Genomic DNA, 24921 nt, shown 5'->3' with positions numbered 1-24921 from the left:
AGGTTTCGTTACCTGTTGCATTTCAAAAACAAATGTGGCATAATACATATTGTTCGGGCGAAAGATTTTTGATATCGTCTGAATCAGAATCCGGGGATATAGCTCAGCTGGGAGAGCGACGCGTTCGCAACGCGTAGGTCAGGGGTTCGAGTCCCCCTATCTCCATCTTTTTTTATGTTTTTAAAGAAATGTCCGGCAGCAGACGCTGCCGGACATTTCTGTCTCTCTTATCTTCAAACGGGTCTCTTGTACGGCTTTGATCCGCCTACATTTCCAGCACGTCGTCCGCAATGCCCATCGTGGACTTCCGGTGTGACACCATCAGAATCGTTTTGTCCGCACATTCCTCTTTCAGGCTGCGCAGAATCATACCCTCGTTTAAGCTGTCAATGTTGCTGGTCGGTTCATCGAGGAACAGGATGTCTGCATCGTGCAGAAAGGCGCGCGCAATTCCGAGACGCTGCCGCTCTCCTCCCGACAGGGAGCTCCCCAGCTCCGCGATCTTCGTCTCATAACCGTCCGGCAGACTCATGATAAGATCATGGATGGACGCCGCCCGCGCCGCCCGCTCCAGCTCCTCCTCTGTGGCATCCTCTTTTGCCACCTTAAGGTTCTCCGCCACCGTGTCATGGAACAAAAACGTCTCCTGCGTCACATAGGAGATACCGCCGCGCAGCGCCGCTGTATTGATCTCTCCGATCTTTGTTCCGTCGTAGGCAATCACTCCCTCATCCGGCTCGTAGAACCGCATCAGAAGCTTCAACAAGGTCGATTTTCCGCAGCCGCTCTTTCCGAGAATGCCGTGAATCCGCTTTTCCGTAAAATCCGCCGTAAAATCCCGCAGCACGTCGCGTCCGTCTTCTTCCCCGCTCTCCTGCGTGTTCGCGTAGGCAAAGGACACATGGTCGCAGTGTATATTCTGACCGCACGTCTCCTCTTTTCCGGTCACTTCCTCCACGAGCGGTTTTTCCTCCAGGATATCCAGCACACGGTTTCCGCTCGCCAAGGTGTGGTTTAAATTATTTGACAGCGCCGAGAGTGCTGCTGTCGGTCCGAAGGAGCTTGCGAGCGCGATCACCGCAATCACCGCCCCGCTTCCCGGGATGCTGCCGTTTTCTGCAAGCGTTCCACCCACGAGCGCCGCAAGCACACCCGCAAAGAGAATCACACCGTCGGTGATCACGCGCTGTAAGTTCTCCCCCCGCTTTAATGCGCCGTTGACCGTCTCCAGATGTCCGGTCTGCTCCGCCATCTTAGCGATGCGTGCCTCCTGCTGTCCGTACTGCAGCGTCTCCTCAAGGCCGTAAAGGTTGTCCAGCACACAGGTATTCAAAGCGCCGAATGCCTCCCGGTATTCCTTGCCGCCGGCAGCTCCGATCCGTCCGTTGACAACCGGAATCACGGCTCCGACAAGCACATAGAAGAAAAGTGCCAGCACTCCGAAAACGGGATGTATCCTTCCTAAGAAGATCGTCATAACCACCGATGTGATGACCGCGATTGCGATCGGCGAGATCGTGTGTGCATAAAACACCTCGAGAAGTTCGATATCGCTGGTGATAATCGAGATCAGGTTGCCCTTTTTCGCGCCGTCCAACTTGGCCGGTGCCAGTCTGCGCAGGGAATCAAACACCTGATGCCGGATGCGCGCTAAAAGTTTAAACGCGATATAATGATTGCTCGCCTGCTCTGCGTAACGCAGGATTCCGCGCGCCACCGCGAAGCAGACCAGCAGCGTAAAGATCACGGAAAGCCTCATTCCACTGTATACACCGGTCACGGTAAGCAGTGCATAGCCTCCGAGGATTGTTAAAAACGTCGCCATCAGATTGCCCGCACAGCCCATCAGAATCGCCAGACACATGATGCCAAGCAGCGGCTTTATCATCCCGATCAGCCCGCACATGACGGCAAATCCGCTTCTCTGCTTTTTATTTTGATTGTCTTTGTTCTGCTTCATTACACCGTCACCTCCTTCTGCTGTGTGCCCGCATAGGATTCCAGTTCCTGCTGCGCCTCATACAGCCTGCAGTAATATCCCTGCCGCTGCATCAGCTCCTGATGCGTGCCGTGCTCTGCGATCCCTTCCGTCCCCGCCTGCAGCACGAAGATCTCATCCGCCACTGTGACATTGGCAAGGCGGTGTGAGATCAGAAGCACCGTCTTTTCACGGGCAAGCCCGCGGACGACTTCCATAATCCGGTTCTCACTCTCCACGTCAATGTTGGATGTCGCCTCGTCAAAAATATAGATATCGCTGTCATGCAGCAGCGCCCGCGCCAGCACCAGACGCTGCTTCTGCCCGCCGGAAAGGTTTGCCGCGCGCTCCTCAAGCTGCATGGAAAGTCCGCCTTTCTCCCGGATCGTCTGAAGCAGATCCACTCTCAAAAGCACGTCCTCCATCTCTTTCTGCGTGGCATCTGCCTTTCCCATCCGAAGGTTGTCCTCCACGGTTCCCGCAAAGAGATAGCTGTCATGGCGCACTCTTGTCACCTTCCGGTAAAGTGCCTCCGCCGTAAGCTCTGTGACCGGCACTCCACCGATCGTAACACTGCCGCCCTCTTTTGGACGGTTTTCCCCCATCACAAGCGATGCGACCGTACTTTTTCCACAACCCGATTCACCGACCAGCGCGACAAAACTCCCGCCCGGCACGGAGAAATCCACATCGCGCAGCACCGGGGCATCCAGTGTGTAAGCAAAGTCCACATGGGAAAAACAGATCTCATTGCCCTGCGTTTTCTGCACAGTACCATGCTGTGGCACCGACGTATCCAAAAACCGGAAAATCTTGTCCGCAGCGGCATTTCCATTCATCGCAATATGAAAGAAGGAGCCGAGCAGACGCAGCGGAAGGAAAAACTCCGCCGAGATCATAATGATAAAAAAGCACTCCGCAAACGTGACCGCTCCCGCCCGGTATTCAAGCACGCTTAAGATGATGCCGAGCGCCGCTCCGCCGTAGGCAACCAGATCCATCACGCTGATCGAATTCAACTGCATGATCAGTACACGCATGGTCACTTTGCGGAACTTTTCCGCCTCCTCATCCATCTTCTTCGCATAGCGCCCGTCCGCCTGATAAATCTTTAACGTGACAAGTCCCTGCAGATTTTCCAGAAAGGAATCGCCGAGTTCCGTGTAGGTTCCCCAGTATTTTGCCAGCAGCTTCTTGGCAAACTTCTGTACCGCCACAATCGACACCGGAATGAGCGGTACGCAGAGCAGCAGCACTGCCGCCACCTTGATACTCATGGTGCCAACAATCACAAACAAGGTCAGCGGCGCCAGCATGCTGTAAAAAAACTGCGGCACATATTTTCCGAAGTAGATCTCAAGCTGATCCACTCCCTCCGTCGCGATCTGCACCGCCTCCGAGGTCGCCACCGCCTCCCGGTAAGCCGCCCCGAACTCCATCATCTTCTCATAGATCCGGTCGCGCAGTCTGCGCTTCACCTGCGTGGACGCAAGATAGGACATCCGGTTTGCCGCACTCGTCGCCGCGATCCGCACAAAAAGCGCCGCCGCAAATACGATAAGCAGCACTCCGTCGGACGGGGAGGTCGTGAGGCTCTCCCCTTTTACAATTCCGGATATTCTCCCGACATACGCTGCCAGCACATACATAAGCGCCACATTGGCAAGAAGCGCCGCCCACTGCATGATAACCATTCCCGCCACGTATTTCCGGTTATCGGAAAATTCCTTTAACAGTCTTTTATGAAACATGTTTCTCTCCCTTTTCCCTTGTACTGATCTCTTTCTGCTTTTTCTTATTCCGAAGTGTGATATGCACATGCCGGATGGCAAGCAGCGGATGCACAAACAACATCCTTGGTCCCGCATACTTCATCACTTCACGGATTTTCTCCTGCATCTCCTTCGAATAACAGTGCACCTTACAGGCACTGCAGAACGTCTTCGTCTCCATAAACGGGCATTTTTCCGTGCGAAGATCGGCGTACGCCTGCAGCTGGCGGCACGCCTCGCAGAGTTCTCCCCGCTTCGTCCCGTGCACTCCGCGGCAGTAGATGCCGATCATGCAATCCACGGTCTCTTTCTCCCCCGCACGCTTCTGTTCTATCTCCTGCGCCGTCATTTTCTCCATTCCCTAGTCCTCACTTCTCTCCTTTAAAATCTGTTCCATTATCCCGGCGCACTTTGGTTCAAACCTTGTATTTTCCCGCTCCTTTATCTTGCCTCTCACCATTTCCGTACTCTCGCCCCAGCGTAGATGGCGGTCCGCATAGTCCGCCACCGCGAGGATCTGCGCGAGCACCGGTATCTCATTGCCGCACTTTCCCGCCAGATAACCGCTGCCATCATAATTCTCCCGATGATAGTACACGGTCTCCGCGATTGTATCCGCCACCTGCAGTTCGCTGATCATATCATAGCCCATCTTCACATAAGTCTGGAACACACCGTACTCCTCATCCGTCAGGTTCCGTCTCTGGATCAGTTCGTCTGGAATGCCGATCATTCCAATCTCGTGCAGAAGACCTGCCTGATAAGCCCCGGACACCATATCCTCCGGAAGATCCAGTCTTTTTGCAATCTCTTTTGCGTATTCCGCCACCTGCCTGCAGTGTTCCTCCTCACCGGGAATCTTCGCGCCCAGCGCGCGGCACATCGCATTCATCACACGCATGGACATTCCCCACAGCTTTTCCTTTTCCTCGCGCACGCGCCGCTCCAGCCGTTCCTGCCGTCTCTGCTTCTCCACCCAGTAATGCTGGATGGAGTACATTAACAGATATGCCATGAACACAAAGCACACATACAGATAAGGAAAACGCAGTGCCACATTCTCCCCGTAGATATCTTCCGCGGAAGCATTCAGGTCGAACCGGAAGCACAAAATCATCGCCGCAAGATAGAACAGATTGATGACAAAACTGTTGCGGATTCCTAAGATAAATACAATTCCGCAGGAAAACAGCATCGGGAACAATACACTGAAGTACCCAATGCTCGCGTGGTAATACACATAAAAAATCGGAATGCTGAGCAACGTGAATGTCACCACATCGATCCATCTGCGGTAATGCCTCCGACAGACCGCAATATTGCCAAAAAGCAGCGCCACCATGATCCCCAACGCAATCAGATAGGATGCCCTGACACCGTAAAATATGCCGTTCAAAATACTGATTGCCCAGATAAATCCGAAAACAATTTTCATCCAGAGTGCCAATTCCCTGTCCTCATAAGGAGCATTGACCGTATCCCAGAAGTTCTCTCTTATTCTCTTTGCTTTTGTCTCTGCGTTCTTCATCCTTTATACCGTAATCCTGCCTTCCTCGATCAATGCAACAACCGCCTGCGCCACTCCGGCGTCAAACTGTTTCCCGGCTCCCTTTCGGAATTCGCCGATAATGTAATCCCTGTCACAGTGCTTTCTGTAACAGCGATTGGAATTCATCGCGTCTAACGCATCCGCCGCACTGATAATGCGGACCATCTCCGGAAGCTCCTCCCCGTGCATGCCATAAGGATAGCCGCTTCCGTCGTACCGCTCGTGATGGTATGTCGCGCCCAGATCCGCCTGCGGCAAAAACTCCAGACCGGATAAGATCTCTCTGCCCCAGACCGTATGTTTTTTCATCACCTCGTACTCTTCATCCGTCAGCCGTTCCGGCTTATTTAAAACGGCGTCCGGCACCGCAATCTTGCCGATGTCATGAAGCAGACCGCTGCGGTAGATCAGTTCCAGTTCCTCCCCTGATGCGCAGCCTCCCCGCATATAATCCGCGATCAGCCTGGAATACTCCGCCACACGCTGGGAGTGTTCTCTCGTGTAACGGTCCTTGGCATCGATCAGCTGGCTGATCGCCGTGACTGAGTGAATCATCAGATTCTTCGTGCCCGCAACCGCCTCCTGCACCTCATTCTCCAGATTTTCCTCATTCTGGCGCTGCCGGATCTGATAATTTTTGTAAAAAATATCCATCGCCACATCCATCAGGCAGAATCCCCAGTAAAAAATCGGATAGAACACCCGATAATCCCTCGGATAATCATACCTTAATATATCCGCAAGCGGCGTCCAGAAAAAAGTCATAATCATCAGACCAAATCCGATGCACACCGGCGCCCCAAATGGCATTCCAAGCGGAACCAGCGTGATAACCGGCAGCAGCAGATACCACAGCAGGGAAAAGCCGTCATTCGCACCCGCGTACAGAATGGCAGCCGCCAGCAGCAGGAACAAAAAGACCGCAATCCGACACACGAGAACCACCTTCTGGAACCGCCGGATTACAAACACCGCCGTCACGCTCACAATTCCCACGACCAGTGTCACAATTCCGATGACATACTTTCCCAGCCGGAAATTCTCAATGTCAATCAGAAACAACACCACCGCAAAGATCAGCATGACCCCCTGCAGTGCCCCAACATCCATGCCGGTTGTCTTCTCATACCGGTACACTCTTTTTATCGTATCTACCGCTCCCCGAAACAGCTTCATTTGTCTCCCGCTCCTTTTATCCGCCGAATTAGTTTATCCTAACTATTTTCTTCTTGTCAAGCATCATTTTTCATATCCCTTATTCTACCAAATCCCACTTCACATGTACAGAGGAGCGTTTTTATGGGGCTGCCGCAATAAGCATATTACGCTTTGCTCTGATAAGTAATATTATTAGAAACAGATATTTAAAAGTTCCAGATAAACATGCGGCAACAAATTCTGAACGCAAAATCCGGTATTTCTAACCATGCCGCAGATGACATCTGTGATGATCCATGTCTTTCCAAGTTTGGAGCACTCCACGGACTGTGTCCACAAGCCGGCAGACAATTTGTAGGACTTTTGTGTGTGTCCCTTATGGCACCTCTGAACAAAACATAACCGCGCGAAGCCGCTGTCTGAGTCGGCATCTGCCATATTTTCAATAGCAGATGCCGGCGAGTTCGGTTCGCGCGGTTTTATATTGTCTGTGAAGAGGTGCCATTAGGGACACCAGAAAGTCCGCCCATTGTCTGTGGCTTGTCGGACACACTCCGGGAGTGTTCAAACGTGGCAAAGACACGGAATGGGATGCCAACTGCGGCATGGAAGAAATACATGAATTTTGCTTCAAAGAATTTGCCGTCGCATGTTTATTCTGGAACTTTTTTGTGCTCTACTATTCTAATAATATTACTTATCACCCCAAAGAGGTCTATGCTTATCGCGGCAGCCCCATAAAAAAACTCCGGCAGACTCTTACGAATCCGCCGGAGCTACTCTTTTTTCAGATTTTACAGTTCTTTCTCGAAGAATGCCTTCATCGCTGCAACAGCGGCATCCTCATCCGCGCCGTCCACGTTGACGGTCACTGTCTCGCCCTGCTTTACGCCAAGCGCCATCACTGCCATCACTCTGGTAGCGTCCACTTCCTTCTCACCCTTCTTGATGGTGATCTTGCTGGTGAAGTTCTTTGCCTCTTTTACCAGAAGACCTGCAGGTCTTGCGTGAATTCCAAGTTCGTCTTTTACGGTGTAATCAAATGTTTTCATGTTTTCCATTTCCTTTCTTTTCTTAATTTATGTGGCTTTTATTTACTCCATTCCGACAACGCGCTCGCGCACCGGAAGTACCATCGCAGGTGATACGGACAATTCGTCGATTCCCATCGCAACGAACTGTTCCGTCAATGTTGTATCTGCGCCGAGTTCCCCGCAGATTCCTGCCCAGATACCCTCCTTATGCGCACTGTCGATGACCATCTGAATCATCTTAAGCACTGCCGGATGGTGGGAATCATAGAACATATCAAGCTTTGCATTCTGCCTGTCGATTGCCAGTGTATACTGTGTCAGATCGTTGGTTCCGATACTGAAAAAGTCCACTTCCTTTGCCAGTTCATCGGCAATGATGACTGCCGCCGGTGTCTCGATCATAATACCGAACTCCACCTTGCCGTAAGGGATCTTCTGTGCATCAAGTTCTGCACGGATCTCCGCCATGATCTCCTTGACCTTCTGTACCTCCCAGACGGAAATAATCATCGGCACCATGATGGCAATGTTGCCGAACGCACTCGCACGGTACAGCGCGCGAAGCTGTGTCTTAAAAATCTCCGGACGATCCAGGCAGATGCGCACTGCGCGGTAGCCGAGCGCCGGGTTATCCTCTTTGTCCAGATTAAAGTAGTCGATCTTTTTATCTGCACCAATGTCCAACGTACGGATGATAACTTTTCTGCCACCCATCATCTCCGCAACGCTCTTGTATGCGGAAAACTGCTCCTCCTCCGTCGGATAATGGTCATTCTGCAGATATAAGAATTCACTGCGGAACAGACCGATTCCCTCCGCATCGTTCATTAACGCCGCGCCAACGTCGCCGATGCCGCCGATATTCGCGTACAGCTTAATGGATTTGCCGGATTTTGTTGCGGTCGGCTTGCCCTTCAATGCCGATAACAGTTCTTTGCGTTTGCTCTCGTCTTCTTTCTTCTTCTGATACTCCGCCAGGACGCTCTCCTCCGGCTCAATGATGATTTTGCCTGCCATGCCGTCCACAATCGCCATTTTGCCGTCCATGCCGTCCGCTACCGGCGTACATACCAGTGCAGGAATGTTCATTGTGCGGGCAAGGATTGCGGTGTGGGAATTCGTCGATCCTTCTCTCGTCACAAACGCCAGCACCTTGGAACGGTCAAGCTGGATCGTCTCACTCGGTGCCAGATCGTCCGCCAGAATGATCGCCTGCTCCATCTCCATGGACTGCGCGCCGCTGCCGTGATGCAACACGGCGATCAGGCGCTCGGAAATATCCTTGACATCCGCCGAACGCGCCTTCATGTACTCGTCATCCATGCCGGCGAACATCGCTGCAAAATTGTCCCCTGTCGTAGCAACGGCAAACTCTGCATTGACCTCCTGTGTCGTGATAATGTTGCGGATGGAATCGCAGTAATCCTCATCGTCCAGCATCATCTGATGTACCTCGAAGATCGCTGCATTGTCCTCTCCGACTTCCTTTACCGCTTTGTCATAGAGTGCTCCCAGCTCCTCCATCGCGACTTTTTTTGCCTCCTCAAAGCGTATACACTCAGCTGCGGTATCATCAACATGTGATCTTCTCACCGCGCTGCTCTTCTTGGCAAACTCCCGGATCGGGCCGATTGCGATTCCGCTAAAAGCGGTTTTTCCCTCGATACAAATCATATGCATTCTCCTTTCATTCTTCGCTTATTCATCTAATCCACGCAGTGTGGTCTCTACCTGTTCCAGTATGTGTGCGGCATTTCCCGCGGCATAGTCCCCCGGCGCAATGGCAAGCACCGGCAGATTTCCGCACTCCGCCGCAATCTTTTCCCTGCGGTATGCAATCTGCGGTCCCAGAAGGATCACATCATACCCCGTGCAGCATTCCCTGTAGGCATGTACCCCGACGGCCTTTACTTCCAGCGGAATCTGTTCCTTTTTTGCATATTTTATCAGTTCCCCGCGCAGAATGTCGGTCGACATTCCCGCGCTGCAGACAAGTAATATCTTCATCGGCTGCCTCCTTTTGCCTCCTCAAGCGCACGGTAGACATCCACGATCTCCTCCGCCATTTCCTGCGCCAGCGTCGCCATCATGAAATGGTCCTGCGCGTGTGTCATCAGCAGTCCTGCGTCTGTCTGCTGTCCGCCCGCCTCCCGTACCAGAAGATCGGTGTGCACCTTATGTGCTTCCGTGGCATAGCGTTCCGCCTCGTCCAACTGCTCCGCGGCTCCCGCAAAATCAAAGTCCTTAGCTCTATGAATCGCTGCGAATGCACAGCTTTTCGCCGCACCTGCCTTCGCAATGATCTCCATCGCTGCTTCTCTTTGCTGTTCTGTCTCATCGATTTCATCCATCCTGCTCACCTCCGTGACCGACTCTGTCTCATTCCTGAATCTGCATCAGTATGGAAATGATGTTCGCCATCTCGTCATCGGAAAAAATCATGTGGAATTTCCGCTCGACCGGCGCTACATATTTTCGCAGATCCCGGTATACCCCGTGATACTTCTGCACAATTTCCTCGCGGTGCGGATTCTCTATGGAAACGCCCCTTCCCGCAATCCGGTTGACTGCGCAGGCAATGTGCATCACAAGTCCTGTCTTGGTATCTAACGACATCGGATATTTTCCCTCAATCTGCTCCGCCAGTTCCATGAGCGCCTCCTTTAAGCGGCCGATGTCCACATATTCCAGATGATCGCCCAGACAGCGGAACATTTCATCAAAATCAACCTCCGCCTTTTCCATGCGCTGTGTGCGCAAAAGCTCCGGCAGACGCTCCACCGGCACCGCCAGCACATCCGCCGCTGACAGAAACGGAATCGCCAGAATGTCCGGATCATACGTTCCGATAATACACAGGATCACTGCTCCCTGCATAAGTTCCAGCAGTTTTTCCCGCAGCAGGTTCCGGTCCGATAAGGATAAGGCAATCACCTCCGCGTCCGTGCAGGCTTTATGCTGGATGAGATACTGCTTCATCTGCAGCGCAACACCCTCACTTGTGGTGCAGAGCGTAACGATTACTTTTTTTGGGGAATGCCGCAGCGCCCCGAGCGACTCTGCCGCCATCCGGTAAACCCGGTCCACCCCATCGGCGATTGCCGCCCCCTTCGACCACTCCATTCCGAATCTTGTGACCGGAAGCGCTACCGCGCGGAGCTGTGTTCCTGTCTCGCAGGAAATTGTATACAACATCTGCTGCAATACCTTCTGGTCATACACGGCAAGGACTCCCGCCCCTCTATCGATCGCGAGCAGTTTTTGCCGCAGCAACTCGTAGGTCTGTTCATCCTTCTGTTCGTAAGGAATGTCAACGGCATACACGTTTCCGCGGTGAAGCTGCTCCTCGATGGTATCTGAGAGTGCCCGCGCGACTCCCTGTCCGTAAAAGACAAATAAAAGTACCGGCGACGGTTCGTCCGTCCGGATCTGTGGCTCGCTGACCTGCGTCTCCTCGGCAGGCGGCATTTCCGGTGCAAGTACCGTCACGCCCCCTTCCTGATAGAAATAGCGCATCTGCGGTTTTACCAGCGCATCCACCGCCTCCTTGTCCGCGCGGTAGTTTAAGAATCCCTTGCGCACAGACGGATCAAAGTCGCTGATGTAGAGGTGAAGTTCTCCCCCGTGATCCATGTAGTCCCGCAGATAAGCATTCATGCAGGCTTTCCGGATCTGTGTCTTTAAGGTCAGTATCTCCTTTTCACAAGGGAACAGCATCAGGCAGGTGAGCACCTCGGACTCCAGCGTGATCGTGCGCTTCGTTCTGCATGCCTCCGCCACCAGAAAATGTTCCAGCAGCTTCCGCCGCTCTGGAAGCGGACGCTCCGTAAGGGACGGGAGCCGGATCTCCGCCAGCACGTGGTCTTCCAGCATGGAAATCACATCCAGCGCCTTGTCGTCGCAGGATAGAAAAATCATCGGCAGTTCCCGCGCATCCTCCGCCTCCACAAAACAGCGGAGCAGCTTACGTCTGACGTTCACCGACAGGAACTGTACCTTATGTAAAAACAGGATTCCCGTGGCTGCCTCCGCGAGCATTCCTCCCTGCACGCCGTCTCCGAGCAGTTCTGCGATCGTTGCCGTATCGTCCGCTCCGAAATCCATGCAGTCACACATTACAAACGGCGCCTGTTCCGCAACCAGTCCCTGCTGTACGGCAGCTTTGTGCATCACTTCCGCCATGTATTTTCTGCCGCTTCCCTCTCTTCCGATCAGAAGAACATTCAGTCCGCGGTGCGGATACAAAAGTGCCGCCCTGGCAAGCTGAACGGCGTATTTTAAACTGCCGTCATATCCCACCAGTTCCCGGAACGCTCCCTCCTCATCCGCAAACGCTTCCGTCAGCGAATATAAGACCGGCCGGCTGCTGCTCTTTTTTACCCTGTCTTCCCGGAGGAGTTCGCCCAGTGCAGTGCTGACGTTGGTGCGCTGCATTCCGAGTGCCTCTGCGATCTCATTAGTAGAGATCCCGTGATTGGCATTCACGGAGCTGTGGAGTTTTACAAATTCGTATATCTGCTCTCTGTTTCCCTTCATATGGTTCCTCATAAGAAATCGCTGATCTCTTCGATACGCTTACTATATGTTTTTTCTTTCTGACTGTCAATTTCACATAGTGTATAAATTTTGTATCCTTCATCTATACTCATTTTCATACAAAATGCTTTCTTTTTCAACTCTCTTTTTGTCTGTTTTTTCCAATAATCCGCTTCTTTTCTTCCTGTCGCTTCTTTCTCCGCTTATTTAGTGTATATGTTTCTGCTGATCATATACACTTAGTGTACAAGTTTTTTCTTTTTTTACATTTTTAAAGATTTTGAAAAAAAGAACCCGTGAGAACATCTCCGCAATTCAGATATGTTCTCACGGGTTCTTATGATAATTTCAAGGTTATATTTTGATGTTTCTTGAAGGAAAAATGGCACCGTTTCTAGTACAGATTGCAGCGCCCGCGCTCCTCGCGCTCCATATCACGCACATACTGCGCCTGATATTCCATCGTGATCTCACGAAGTTCCTTGATTCCCTCAATATAAGGCAGATACATATCATACCCGTCCATGGCATCATCGCATCCTAACTCACTGTATCCCAGGGAATCTTTTACGATCTGCTCCCGCTGTTCTCTTGTTGTATTTTTGATCAGATATTCTTCCATGTTTTTCTCCTTATTCTAAAAAGTCAGACGCATTTCATACCACACAGCGCCTCCGTGTTCCGATCCGGATACCCCCTCATTCCGGTAGCCGAACTGCCCGTAAAACGAAAGCAGCCTCTCCTTACAGGTCAGCACCAGTCCCTTTTTCCCCTGTGACTTTGTATCCGCAATTACCCTGCGCATCAGCGCTGCCGCATATCCCTTTCCCTGCTCTGCGGGGTCCGTCGCCACACCAAAGATCATCTGCCACGCACCATCCTTGCTGTGCATATCGGCATGTTCATACATCGCGTCGGTCAGATGCTCCTCGTCGGTTGCCATGCCGTTAATCATGGATACCAGTTTTTCATCCTCGTAGAGCAGCCAGAAATGATCAGGAAAACTTGCCAGCCGATCGAAAAATGCCGCTCTCCCCGCCGCTTCCGCCGCAGGAAAGCACTTTGCTTCCAGCTCTGTAACCGCCTTTAAGTCCTCCATTGCCGCATGTCTTATGATCATCTTCTCTTCCTCCCTGCGCCGTTCTCTTATCAGAACACATTATAAGCGCCTTCTTCGCCCAGTGCAAGTAAAGCCTTTTCACTTTACGTGAAATATCCGCAAAAATAAGGCTGTCGCATGTAGCAGATGTTATCCCTTTCAGCGATAAGTGATATTACAGGAAGCACATGATACAGATTTCGGCTGGAACTGCAGATGGAACATTCGTTGAAAAAAATGGGTGTATTTCTTCCAGCCGGATGACTGCATCTGATTCCGTGTTTCTTCCACGTTTGGACAATCCGACGGGTGCATGTCCGACACACCCGAGACAATGGGCGGACTTTCTGGCAGCACTAACTGTGCTCCCTCATAGACATTATTAAACCGCGCGAACAGAACTCGCTGCTATCAGCTATTGAAATTAGGGCAGATAGCAGCTCAAACATCTGCTTCGCGCGGTTATGTTATATTACGGGAGCACAGGTAAGTGCTGCACAAAAGTCCTACAAATTGTCTCTGGGGTGCGGACATGCACCCTAGGATTGCTCCAAACTTGGAAAGACACGGATCATCGCAGATGCAGTCACCGGCTGGTTAGAAATACCGCATTTTTTGAACAGAATGTTCCGTAGGTATTCCAACCGAAATCGTAGTGGCATACTTCTCATAATATCACTTATCGCTGAAAGCCAACGATTCCTCTAATGCGACAGCCGCATTTTTGCAGAATTCTATTTCACGTAAACGGGAAAAGTGCTTTCACAGCCGGATACAGCTTCCGGAATTCCTGATAGCGCGCCTCATACTTCTCCACCAGCACCGGATCCGGCTCAACGGTGTCAACAACATGCACCAGCTTCTCACATGCCGCCTGTACACTCTCATATTCCCCGCAGCCCACTGCCGCAAGGATCGCTCCGCCATATCCCGGTCCCTCCTCGCTCTCTATGAGATCAAGCTTAAGGTTTAAAACAGCCGCAAGGATCTTCTTCCACAGCGGGCTCTTTGCACCGCCGCCGCAGATCTTGGAGCGTTCGATCCGGATGCCCAGACTGCGCGCCACCTCGAGGGAATCCCTGAGACCGAACGCTACGCCTTCTAACACCGCCTGCGTCATATCTTCCCGTGTGGTGTCCATCGACATTCCAAGGAACATGGCTCTCGCATCCGGGTCGTTGTGCGGAGAGCGCTCCCCCATCAGATAAGGCAGGAAAAATACCCGGTTTTCTCCCAGATTTTTAATCTTTTCCTGCTCCCGCGCATACTCCGTCGTCTTTAAAATCTCATCCATCCACCACTTGTTGCAGGATGCCGCCGAGAGCATACACCCCATCAGATGATAACCGCCATCCGCGTGATCAAAGGAATGCAGGGCATTGTGTGCGTCCACACCAAACTTTTCACTGGAGATAAAGAGCGTGCCGCTCGTTCCAAGCGACAGGTTGCATCTCCCCTCACCGACCGTCCCGGTGCCGACGGCTGCCGCCGCATTATCGCCCGCTCCCGCAATGATCTTTACTTCAGGAGAAAGTCCCAGTTCTTCCGCGATCTCTGGCTTTAAGGTTCCCACCACCTCATAGCTCTCATAAAGCTTCGGAAGCTGCTCTCTTTCCACATGGCAGATCTCAAGCATCTGCTCCGACCATGCCCGGTGCTCCACATCAAGGAGCAGCATACCGGAGGCGTCCGAATAATCGGTGCAGAACGTTCCGGACAGGCGGTATGCGAGATAATCTTTCGGTAGCATGATCTTTTTCACCCGTTTCCACAGATCTGGCTCATGCTTTTGCATCCAGAGAATCTTTGGCGCCGTAAATCCGGCGAAGGCAATATTCGCGGTATATCCCGACAGTGTTTCCTTTCCGATCACCTGATTTAAGTAATCGGTCTCTTCTGCCGTGCGCCCGTCGTTCCAGAGGATCGCCGGACGAATCACTTCATCCCGCTCATCCAATGTCACCAGACCATGCATCTGCCCCCCGAAGCTGATCCCCGCCACCCGGCTTTTATCACATTCCGCCAGAAGTTCTTTTAAGCCGTCGATCGACTGTTCATACCAGTCTGCCGGATTCTGTTCCGACCAGCCCGGATGTGGAAATGAAAGATCGTAGGTGCGCGATGCAATTTTTTTTATTTTACCATCGGCATCCATCAGCAGCAATTTTACTGCTGATGTGCCAAGATCAATTCCTATATATAACATACTCTCCCCTTTTCTTATCATTGCAAGACTTCGCTATGCACTGCAAGACTTCGCTATGCACTGCAAGACTTCGCTATGCACTGCAAGACTTTTCTATGCAAACGGATTCTCCGTCGGATAGCGCACGCCTGCCGGCTGATTGTAGCCGATCTCCTCCACCGGCACACCGATATACTTAAATACTTCGTACAGCGCCTTGCCGTAATGTCCGAATGCCACCGCGCCGTGGTGCGGGAAATTCTTCTCAATCAGCACATGGCGGTAAAATCTTCCCATCTCCGGGATGGCGAAAACACCGATCGATCCAAAAGATCTTGTCGCCACCGGAAGCACCTCCCCATGTGCGATATAAGCGCGGAGCTCGCAGTCTGCGGTGCTCTGCAGACGGAAAAACGTAATGTCCCCCGGCATGATGTCCCCCTCAAGGGTTCCGTTTGTCACCTCGACCGGAAGGCTTCTCGCCATGATCTTCTGATTGCGCATCTCACAGAACGCAAGCTTTCCGGAAGTGGTATTTCCACAGTGGAATCCCATAAAGGTGTCCTTTAACGTATATGGATATTTTCCCTCGATCTCTTCCTCATACATATCTGCCGGCACCGAGTTATTGATGTCAAGCAGTGTCACGGCATCTTCGCTCACCACGGTGCCGATGAACTCGCTTAAACAGCCGTAAATATCCACCTCGCAGGACACCGGAATTCCCTGTCCGGTCAGACGGCTGTTGACGTAACACGGGACAAAACCGAACTGTGTCTGGAATGCCGGCCAGCACTTGCCCGCAATCGCCACATACTTGCGGTAGCCCTTGTGATCGCGCACCCAGTCTTTTAAGGTCAGTTCATACTGCGCCAGCTTTGCAAGCACTTCCGGCTTTTTATTCCCGGCTCCAAGCTCCGCCTCCATCTCTGCCACAACCGCCGGGATTCTCTCATCCCCGTCATGTTTATGGAACGCCTCGAATAAATCAAGCTCTGAATTTTCCTCAATCTCCACACCCAGATTGTAAAGCTGCTTTATCGGTGCGTTGCAGGCAAGGAAATTTAACGGTCTTGGTCCGAAGCTTATGATCTTTAAATTGGAAAGCGCAACTACCGCGCGGGCGATCGGCTCAAATTCATGAATCATGTCCGCACATTCCTCTGCCGTTCCAACCGGATACTCCGGAATGTATGCCCTGATATTGCGAAGCTTTAAGTTATAGCTGGCATTTAACATTCCACAGTAAGCATCCCCTCTGCCATCCAGCAGACTGTCCCCGGATTCTTCCGCCGCAGCAATAAACATTTTCGGTCCGTCAAAATGCTTTGCCAGCAGTGTCTCGGCGATCTCCGGTCCAAAATTGCCGAGGTATACGACCAGTGCATCACACCCGGCCGCCTTCACATCCTCCAGTGCCTGCACCATATGTATTTCGCTCTCCACGATGCAGATCGGACATTCATAGATGTGATCCTTTCCGTACTTTTTCGTGTAAGCGTCCATTAACGCCTTTCTCCGGTTCACCGACAGGCTCTCCGGGAAGCAGTCTCTGCTGACTGCCACAACTCCGATCTTAATCTCCGGCATATTTTCTTTGTTCATAAAAATCTCCTTTCCGTTTCAAAAATAGAAACCTTCCTGCTCCGTTTTCCCTGTATCTTTCTTACACCTCAATATTGACCCCCAAAAGTCCGTTAAAAGCACCACGGATTCCTGCTTCCTCATGTGCGATCAGCCACTTGTTCTTCGCAGTCATAAGCGCATCCTCTCCGCTTTTGGGCAAGGCAAAATCAATCTCCGTATTCGTCCCTTTCGGAAGAATCACAATACATTTAAATCCTTCCTCCCCGTCATTGCACGGCGCATAGTGAAGTGTCGTTCCATACATCTCAACAACCGTTCCCGCCGGGACAAAAAATGCTTCCACCCTGGATGTGTCATAAGTAAACGCATCGGTCACATCCGGCAGCCATCCTAACAGCAGCACCATATTGGTTACCGCAATATTGATCTCCGAATTGCGGTGATACTCCAACGCATTTAATCTGTGATTGCTGCCGTTACAATAACCGATCTGAATCGGAAGTCCGCCGTAGATCCGTCTGGCAAACTCTCCCGCCTCCGGCAGCACCTCCAGTTCCTCCATGGATGGCACATAAATGACATCCTCCGGCAGCGGCGTGTGTTCCATCTCGCGGATCAGTCTCGTGCAGTCAAAGCCGCTCCAGACTTTCCCATACCTGCGGAACTTTTCGTCTTTAATTGAATAAATCTCCATGATTCCCCCCTGTTTGTGCTCCTTTCCATAAGTGTACCTTATAAGCAGAGTATAACAGGAGACAGTCATGGAGACTACCTGTTTCTTGTCTTTCCAATGTCACTTTTTTGTCTTTTTATCTAATTTATTTATCAGTGAAATAATTCTTCCCGCACAGAGACGGATTTTCTTTTCCGACAGCCTTCCGTCTGCATACGCCTGCCGGATATCCGCATCATCTTTCTCACTTCCCGGCATAATCAGATCATTTCCGGCTTCGATACACTTCCATGGAATACTGCCGTCTTCCGGCGCTGTTGTACTCCAGTCCGACATGAGTACACCGTCAAATCCCCACTCTTCTCTGGCAATTACAGTGCATAGCGCTCTGCTGTTTGCCGCGTGAACTCCATTGACCCGGTTGTAGGATGTCATGATTGCAACCGGTGCGCTTTCTTTGACTGCAATCTCAAATCCCCTAAGATAGATCTCCCTTAGGGCTCTCTCTGAAATATGCACATCGACCCCCATACGGTTGTCTTCCTGATTGTTGCATGCAAAATGCTTGATCACAGCTCCACAGGTTCCCTCCTCCTGTACACCTCGGACAACCGCAGCAGCCATCTTGCCTGAGAGAAATGGATCTTCCGAATAGTATTCAAAATTCCGCCCGCACAGCGGATTTCTCTGGATATTCATTCCCGGTGCCAGCCACAGATCAATATGGAATTCTTTCATTTCATGTGATACCGCTCTTCCGAAAGACTGCAGCAGTTCCTCATTCCAGGTCTGCGCCATTGCCGTTCCGACCGGAAACGCCGTACAGAACTGATAGTAGGTCTTGGCATTCTCATGCTTTTGCATCGGCTCCAGATAGCCATTTTCCAGTGCTCCCAGTACACTTTTTCCATAGACTTTCCCCGAATCTGCGTCTACCTCATACGACTGATGCAGCCGGATTCCTGCCGGTCCGTCCGCCATGATTAACGCCCTTATTCCATAGGGCTGTTCCAGCGCATGTGTTGTCTCTCCCGCCGATCCCGGGACACGGATTCCCGCCGCGCCGAGTGTACTGCTGTTTTGTTCCACATGGCCATATAAGAGCGGAATCAGTTCCTCTGCCGGTATTTTTCCGGTCAGATGCACTTTTTGCTCTTCAGCGGCAGAAAGCTTTCCTGCATCACTCTCTGCTGCCTCCAGCCGGCATGTGTGCTCTGTGATCGTCCGTTCGTACACATCAAATTCCCATGCCTGTTCTAACTTTTGTGAATCGGCACCGATCCATATGCCATACGTTCCGTCTTCCAGATACCAGGCACTCTGTTCTTCCGAAAAACTTGCAAGCATGTTTTTTGGTATTTTAATCTCCAGCTGCTGTATTTCCCCCGGCAGCAGACATTTTGTTTTGGCGAATCCCACCAGCCGCTTTTTTTCTTTTTCCATTCCGGTCTGCGGGAATGTCGCATAGACCTGCACTGTCTCCTTCCCGGCATAGGTTCCACCCGTATTCTGCACAGACACTGCAAGTTCCAGGGAATTCGTTTCCTCGCGTACAGACCGCTGGCGGATTAGGAATGATGTGTAGGAAAGTCCGTACCCGAACGGAAATAATACCGGCAGATTTTCCCGGTCAAAATGACGGTATCCAACGAAAATTTCCTCCCGGTATTCTTCCTTTTCCAGATCTCCGTTCCTGTATCCATAAGTATCCGCTGACGGATAATCCCCGTAATGTCTCGCCCATGTTGCCGTAAGTTTTCCGCTTGGAACCGCCTTTCCAAACAGGATGTCCGCCACCGCATAACCACCTGCCTGTCCCGGCTGGGAAATATTTAACACAGCCCGTATATTTTTTGCCTGCTCTAAAATATCTGTCAGTTCTACCGGACCACCGGTATTCAGCAGGAGCACTACCGGAATCTTTTTCTCATTCAAAAATAACAGGTCTTCCTGTTCCCTGCGGCTTAATTCATAGTCGCCGCGCTCTTTTCTGCGGTCACTTCCCTCACCTGAAATGCGGCTCAGCACATAAACTGCCACCCCTGCCCCGGCAATGTCCTGTTCTGTAACCGCTCTTCCCTCCGGGAAACAGAACGGATGATTGGAATATGCGTCAAACGGATTCTCAACCCGTTTTGTTTCTTCGAGAACCAGTTTTTTCCATTCCTCTCTCGCCTGCTCATACCGCTTTTCATAGTCGCACAGCCACGCTTCACTTGTGATCATTGCGCCCGCTTCCAGCAGTCCCTGATAGACAGAAATTGTCTTCCGGTTGTTGACATCCCCGGAGCCGATTCCACCTTTTACCGTCTTTTTTGCCCCGCTTCCAAACAGCGCCATAGGAACATCCAAAGGCAGCGGCAGAAGCGATTCATTTTTTAATAAAACCATTGCCTCTTCTGCCACTTTTCTTGCCAGAACATCATGCACCTGCTCCCGGATGGACGTTCTTTCCTCTATGGTTCCACTATATCTCCATTCTCTTTTTTCCATATTCTCTGCTTTTCCCTTCAAAATGACAGAAAGAACCATACAGAATTTTCTTCCATATGATTCTCTGTCCAGATCGTGTTTACTCTTTCACTCCACCAAGTGTCACACCGGCGATAATATATTTTGATAATAAAAGATATACTACAATGATCGGCACAATCGCCACCGTAATCATCATGTAAACTTTTCCCATGTCAAAGTTCATATAGTCTGCTCCACGCAATGTCGCAATTAAGATCGGCACTGTCATTTTGCTCTTGGTCTGAAGAATCAGTGCCGGAACAAAGTAGTTATTCCAGGAACCGACAAAAGTGAAAATCGCCTGTACCGCGAGCGCCGGCTTCATAATCGGCAGCACAATACAGTTAAACGTCCTGAATTCGCCTGAGCCGTCGATTCTTGCCGCCTCCACTAAGGACAGGGGCAGTGATGACTGCAGGTAGCTGTACATAAAATAGAATACCGCAGGCGACGCGATGCTTGGAATAATGAGCGGATACCAGGTATCATACAACCCCATTTTCGTGATCAGCCGCAAAAATCCCATTGCCGTTACCTGAGTCGGCATGACCAAAATTGCCATGATAAAGGTAAATGCTATCTTTCTGGTCTTAAATTCATAAGCATACAGACCATATGCCGTCAACGCGGAAAAGTAAGTACACAAACCCGCACAGGCAGTCGAGATACAGATACTGTTTATAATTCCGCGAAACATCGGGAAGCTTCCGTCATTTGCCACATTCTTTAAATTTTCCAGCAGATGGGTGCCCGGCAATGCCGAAAACCCCTTTTGCAGCTCCGCATGAGAACGGGTTGCATTGATAATCAGAATATAGAAGAAGAACAGACACATAAATGACAGTACAATCAACACAATATGCGCCAGAACACTCCGCAAACTGTTTCCTGATTTTGATTTCATGTTTTATCTCCTCCTTCTTCTTTCTTCTCTGGCAGCTTTTTTCGCCGCTGCCTTCGATCCGTCCGGATCATTATCATTTGTCATCTTATACACGATAAAACATAAGATCGCACTGATGATGAACAGATAAACAGATAACGCTCCTGCCATACCATAGTTCTTGCTCTTTAAATGATTATTTAAGAACATGATCAGTGTCATGGATGTCCGGTCCGGATTTCCCTGACCGTTCGTTAAGATCTGTGGCACATCAAACATCTGCAATCCGCCGATAATCGAGGTAATCAGTGTATATGCAAGAATCGGCCGGATCATCGGAAGCGTAATATAGAAAAATCTCTGCAGACTGTTGCACCCATCGATCTCGCAGGCCTCAAATACCTCCACACTGATTCCCATGATTGCTGCCATCAGCATAATCGTCGTATTGCCAAACCACATCAGGAAATTCATAAGTCCAATCAGGGAACGCGTGCCAAAAACAGATCCCATAAAATCAATCGGGCTATTGATCCATCCCAGAGACATCAGAATGGAATTGACCGGTCCACTCGTGGAAAACAGTGTAAAAAATAAAAGTGCAAATGCAGATGCCATGATCAGATTGGGCAGATAAATGACAACCTTAAAAAATTGTTTGTGATGTATCTTTAATCTGGCATCCGTAAACCAGCTCGCAAGAACAAGTGCGATCACAATCTGCGGGATAAAACCGATCAGCCACAGAATCAGCGTGTTTTTTCCATATGCCATCATATCGGATTTCAACAGACTGATATAATTTGCCATTCCAACGAAATTAGGTCCGACCTCCTTAATTCCGGAACGGTAATATTCATAAAAACTGTATCTGACGGTATCTGCCAACGGAATCAGTGAAAAAATAAAATAGATAATAAAAAACGGAAGAATAAATATCTGTCCCCATTTTCCATAGCTGATACTTTTTTTCTTTTTTTTCATTCCTTTGCCCTCTCTGCCATAATAGTTCTGCGGAGCAAAATTGCTCCGCAGTCATGGTCTTATTCCGGCCACTGAACTTCTGTGATATCCGGATAACGCTCTTTGATTGCTGTCTCAAAGTTTGCCTTTGCCTTATCAAAATCTACATTTCCCTGCAGATAATCGCTGAACGAATTCTGAATCAGTTCCACGCATCCCTGATCGTATGCAGATAACGGAGCAATCTTGATATTCTCAGCTACCGGTGCAAAGTAGACAAACGGATTCTGTCCGCCAAGGAATTCTGACGAGAAGTCTGCATCATCCTTTGCTGCCTCTGCCATTCCGGACTTCGTATTCGTGAAATCAGAGTAATCCTGTGAAATCTTTAACAGGTTGTCCTGATTGCTTGTCATTGCAAGAATAATATCCTTCGCATATTTTACATTATCTGTTCCTGTTGCCGCATGGATGTAGGAACCACCCCAGTTATATTCCTGTGGCGGGTTCGTAACTGCCCAGTTGCCGGCCTCTCCATCCCAGTTCGGATTCAGCACAAAGTCAATGCCCCATGCCGGAAGCAGAAATGCAAAAACCTTGGACTGGGAGCCCATGGACTTATTCCAGTCATCATTCCACTGACCCTTGATGTTGCTGTCCAGATAACCGGCATCCAGCCATTCCTTAGAATCATTCACCCAGTTAATGATTTTCTGATCTACTTTGACGGTGGTATCTCCCGGCTGAACCCAGGATTCATCAATACTGTTGCCGTACAGACGGAACGTATCCGCATAGGATGCAAAGGTATAATATCCTTTTGCCTTTAACTCTGCCGCGGTGTCCTTGATGGTTGCCCAGTCCTTCACCTTCTCGCCGACTGCCTCAGGATCATCTGTTCCGAATACATCCTTTGCAATATCGCGGCGGTATACTAAAAGTCCCGGACAGCACTGCCAGGTAGATCCTCTCTGCACACCGTCAGAATCAGAAGCCGTAGTTCTCGTAAAATCATACTGATCCGCCAGATCCGTCTCAGGATCAATTCCAAGATCTGTCAGAGGCATGGCAACATCCGCATCCTTATCGGTATATTTAAATACATAATCCGTCTCGGACAGGAAGATATCTACCTTGTCATCTGCCGCAGCATCTGCCTGATTCATAAGCGCTTCATCCAGCTTCTGCTGATAAACACCATCCTGATTCGGATTGATCACCCAGTGAATCTCTGTTCCATCCTTCAGCGTTGTTACCGTTCCGTCTGAGGAAGTAGATTCCACCTCCGGATATACTGCCTCAAGACGTGTACGGAACTCATCGTTCCAGGAATAGATGTTAATTACCTTTCCCTCACCACTGAAATCTTTCTCGTCCGACTCTGTGCCTGCAGCCGCTGCACTCTCCTTGCCGCTGTCTGCTCCGGCATTGGCACTGTCTGTGGCACTGCTTCCACATCCTGCAAGTAAAGTAGCCCCCATAGCCACTGTCAGCATTAAGCTGATAACCCGCTGTTTCATACTTCAATTCCTCCCTGTATTTTAGTTTTTCAACGTCAGACCCTTTCCCTATAATGTCTGCCGTCTTCTTGATTACAGATAGAATTGTACTGAATTTTATGACTGGAATATACTAAATCAATTGTAAAAATATCAGATTCATGTCATAATAACCATATTCTTATTTTACGGAGGAAACAGCCAATGGCCTTTTCAGAAGAATGGTACGAGACCGAATTAAAAAGCAGTGAACTTGAGACCCTTCACCGGCCGCCAACCGTGGAATATTCCTTTTATACGGCAGTCAAAACAGGGGATATGGAAACTGTTGTCGCCAACTGCAAAGAGGATGCATTTATCCATCTGGAGGGAACCGGTGTGCTCTCGCGCAATGCGCTTACCAACATAAAATATCATTTTGTAGTCACTGCCGCCATGCTTACACGCTACTGCATTGACGGCGGTTTGGAGCCGGAACAGGCCTATCGTCTGAGCGACTTTTACATTCTGAAAATGGACACCTGCACAACCGTCCGGCAGATTGCGGATCTTCACCATGAAATGGCTAAAGACTTTACCGGCAAGATGGTTCTTCAGAAAAAAAGTTCCATCTTATCCAAGCCGGTCGTACAGTGTGTGGATTATATTTACAGTCATATCAAAGAACGCATTACCGTCGCCGTGCTGGCAGAATATACCGGATTATCCGAGAGCTATCTCTCCCGGGTATTCAAGCAGAACCTCGGCATTTCCATCAGTGACTATATCCGCGAGAAAAAAATAGAAAAGGCAACGCATCTCCTGCGCTACTCTGACAAGTCCATCATAGACATTGCCAATTACCTTTCCTTTTCTTCGCAGAGCCACTTTATCCAGACGTTCGAGGACTTTACCGGTATGACTCCCAAAAAATACCGCAATAAATATTACAAATCCATGTGGTAACTCCCCGCGAAGAAGCCACCACCGGAGACAGGCACGGTTCCCCTTTGGCGGTAAGCAATATTGCAGAAAGTATATGTCCTGCGATTCCCAGAGAAAGACAGCCGGAGCATTCGGTACAAAAAATACGGCATTTCTAACCAGCCGTGATTTGCAGCTGCGATGATCCGTGTCTTTCCAAGTTTGGAGCACTCCGGCGGGGCATGTCCGCACTCCGCGAGACAATTTGTAGGACTTTTGTGCAGCACTTACCTGTGCTCCCGAAAAAAACATAACCGCGCGAAGCCGATGTCTGAGCTGCTATCTGCCCTGATTTCAATAGCTGATAGCAGCGAGTTTCGGTTCGCGCGGTTTAATATTGTCTATGAGGGAGCACAGTTAGTGCTGCCAGAAAGTCCGCCCATTGTCTCCGGTGTGTCGGACATGTGCCCGCCAGTGTGTCCAAACGTGGAAGAGACACGGAATCAGCTGCAAAGCTCTGGCTGGAAGAAATACGCGCATTTTTTCCCGACGAATGCTCCAGCTGCTTTTCTCCAGGAATCTGGCATG

The 24921-nt window shown here is 50.3% G+C and carries 20 protein-coding genes and 1 tRNA gene; 2 read left to right on the top strand and 19 right to left on the bottom strand.

Translation table 11 applies throughout. The features are described from left to right. Nucleotides 1-92 precede the first annotated feature (92 nt). Nucleotides 93-165, top strand: a tRNA-Ala gene (locus tag RHOM_RS05805). 100 nt (nt 166-265) lie between these two features. Here RHOM_RS05805 and cydC read toward each other — a convergent pair. The 19 genes from cydC to RHOM_RS05710 all read right to left on the bottom strand — a co-directional run bounded on the left by cydC (nt 266) and on the right by RHOM_RS05710 (nt 23451). Next, nucleotides 266-1960, bottom strand: coding sequence for a thiol reductant ABC exporter subunit CydC (gene cydC, locus RHOM_RS05800; RefSeq protein ID WP_014079348.1), 1695 nt, complete (start codon nt 1958-1960; stop codon nt 266-268). Then, nucleotides 1960-3729 (bottom strand): ABC transporter ATP-binding protein/permease, encoded by a 1770-nt coding sequence (locus tag RHOM_RS05795; protein ID WP_014079347.1) that lies wholly within the window; start codon nt 3727-3729, stop codon nt 1960-1962. Before RHOM_RS05795 ends, cydC begins: the two co-directional genes overlap by 1 nt. Continuing rightward, nucleotides 3719-4108: a nitrous oxide-stimulated promoter family protein gene (locus tag RHOM_RS05790; RefSeq protein ID WP_014079346.1), complete on the bottom strand. Its 390-nt coding sequence runs from the start codon at nt 4106-4108 to the stop codon at nt 3719-3721. Before RHOM_RS05790 ends, RHOM_RS05795 begins: the two co-directional genes overlap by 11 nt. Before the next feature lie 3 nt (nt 4109-4111). Continuing rightward, entirely contained in the window at nt 4112-5278 is a 1167-nt protein-coding gene (locus RHOM_RS05785; protein ID WP_014079345.1) for an HD-GYP domain-containing protein, read from the bottom strand. Between the two features lie 3 nt (nt 5279-5281). After that, nucleotides 5282-6475, bottom strand: a complete 1194-nt coding sequence (locus RHOM_RS16485; RefSeq protein ID WP_014079344.1) for an HD-GYP domain-containing protein — start codon at nt 6473-6475, stop codon at nt 5282-5284. 776 nt (nt 6476-7251) lie between these two features. Continuing rightward, nucleotides 7252-7509 carry an HPr family phosphocarrier protein gene (locus RHOM_RS05775; RefSeq protein ID WP_014079342.1) on the bottom strand — a complete coding sequence of 86 codons (258 nt, stop codon included), beginning with the start codon at nt 7507-7509 and terminating at the stop codon, nt 7252-7254. A gap of 42 nt (nt 7510-7551) precedes the next feature. Further along, on the bottom strand, nt 7552-9165 hold the full coding sequence (gene ptsP, locus RHOM_RS05770) for a phosphoenolpyruvate--protein phosphotransferase (RefSeq protein WP_014079341.1): 1614 nt from the start codon (nt 9163-9165) through the stop codon (nt 7552-7554). A gap of 24 nt (nt 9166-9189) precedes the next feature. After that, nucleotides 9190-9498 carry a PTS sugar transporter subunit IIB gene (locus RHOM_RS05765; protein ID WP_014079340.1) on the bottom strand — a complete coding sequence of 103 codons (309 nt, stop codon included), beginning with the start codon at nt 9496-9498 and terminating at the stop codon, nt 9190-9192. Continuing rightward, nucleotides 9495-9842, bottom strand: a complete 348-nt coding sequence (locus tag RHOM_RS05760; protein WP_014079339.1) for a PTS lactose/cellobiose transporter subunit IIA — start codon at nt 9840-9842, stop codon at nt 9495-9497. Before RHOM_RS05760 ends, RHOM_RS05765 begins: the two co-directional genes overlap by 4 nt. Before the next feature lie 28 nt (nt 9843-9870). Next, entirely contained in the window at nt 9871-12027 is a 2157-nt protein-coding gene (locus RHOM_RS05755; RefSeq protein ID WP_014079338.1) for a PRD domain-containing protein, read from the bottom strand. A gap of 394 nt (nt 12028-12421) precedes the next feature. After that, a complete protein-coding gene (locus tag RHOM_RS05750) occupies nt 12422-12649 on the bottom strand; it encodes a hypothetical protein (protein ID WP_014079336.1) in 228 nt (75 codons plus the stop codon). Nucleotides 12650-12664: 15 nt separating this feature from the next. Then, entirely contained in the window at nt 12665-13147 is a 483-nt protein-coding gene (locus tag RHOM_RS05745; RefSeq protein ID WP_014079335.1) for a GNAT family N-acetyltransferase, read from the bottom strand. A gap of 718 nt (nt 13148-13865) precedes the next feature. Continuing rightward, entirely contained in the window at nt 13866-15332 is a 1467-nt protein-coding gene (gene xylB / locus RHOM_RS05740) for a xylulokinase (RefSeq protein WP_014079334.1), read from the bottom strand. A gap of 93 nt (nt 15333-15425) precedes the next feature. Next, nucleotides 15426-16916 carry an L-fucose/L-arabinose isomerase family protein gene (locus tag RHOM_RS05735; RefSeq protein WP_014079333.1) on the bottom strand — a complete coding sequence of 497 codons (1491 nt, stop codon included), beginning with the start codon at nt 16914-16916 and terminating at the stop codon, nt 15426-15428. A gap of 61 nt (nt 16917-16977) precedes the next feature. After that, nucleotides 16978-17592 (bottom strand): DUF4867 family protein, encoded by a 615-nt coding sequence (locus RHOM_RS05730; protein WP_044024874.1) that lies wholly within the window; start codon nt 17590-17592, stop codon nt 16978-16980. 99 nt (nt 17593-17691) lie between these two features. Further along, nucleotides 17692-20064 carry a glycoside hydrolase family 3 protein gene (locus RHOM_RS05725; protein WP_044024873.1) on the bottom strand — a complete coding sequence of 791 codons (2373 nt, stop codon included), beginning with the start codon at nt 20062-20064 and terminating at the stop codon, nt 17692-17694. Between the two features lie 79 nt (nt 20065-20143). Continuing rightward, complete coding sequence (locus RHOM_RS05720) at nt 20144-20989, bottom strand: carbohydrate ABC transporter permease (RefSeq protein WP_014079330.1); 846 nt, start codon at nt 20987-20989, stop codon at nt 20144-20146. A gap of 3 nt (nt 20990-20992) precedes the next feature. Continuing rightward, on the bottom strand, nt 20993-21952 hold the full coding sequence (locus RHOM_RS05715; protein ID WP_014079329.1) for a carbohydrate ABC transporter permease: 960 nt from the start codon (nt 21950-21952) through the stop codon (nt 20993-20995). Nucleotides 21953-22011: 59 nt separating this feature from the next. Next, on the bottom strand, nt 22012-23451 hold the full coding sequence (locus RHOM_RS05710) for an ABC transporter substrate-binding protein (RefSeq protein WP_014079328.1): 1440 nt from the start codon (nt 23449-23451) through the stop codon (nt 22012-22014). 183 nt (nt 23452-23634) lie between these two features. Here RHOM_RS05710 and RHOM_RS05705 point away from each other — a divergent pair, with 183 nt between their 5' ends. Beyond that, the gene (locus RHOM_RS05705; RefSeq protein WP_014079327.1) at nt 23635-24375 is read left to right on the top strand and encodes an AraC family transcriptional regulator; all 741 of its coding nucleotides are present in this window, start codon (nt 23635-23637) and stop codon (nt 24373-24375) included. The last annotated feature ends 546 nt before the right edge of the window (nt 24376-24921 follow it).

Source organism: Roseburia hominis A2-183, from assembly GCF_000225345.1.
Classification (GTDB): Bacteria; Bacillota; Clostridia; order Lachnospirales; family Lachnospiraceae; genus Roseburia; species Roseburia hominis.
Note: the sequence above shows the minus strand (reverse complement) of the source record. Positions and strands in the feature narration are given on the sequence as shown.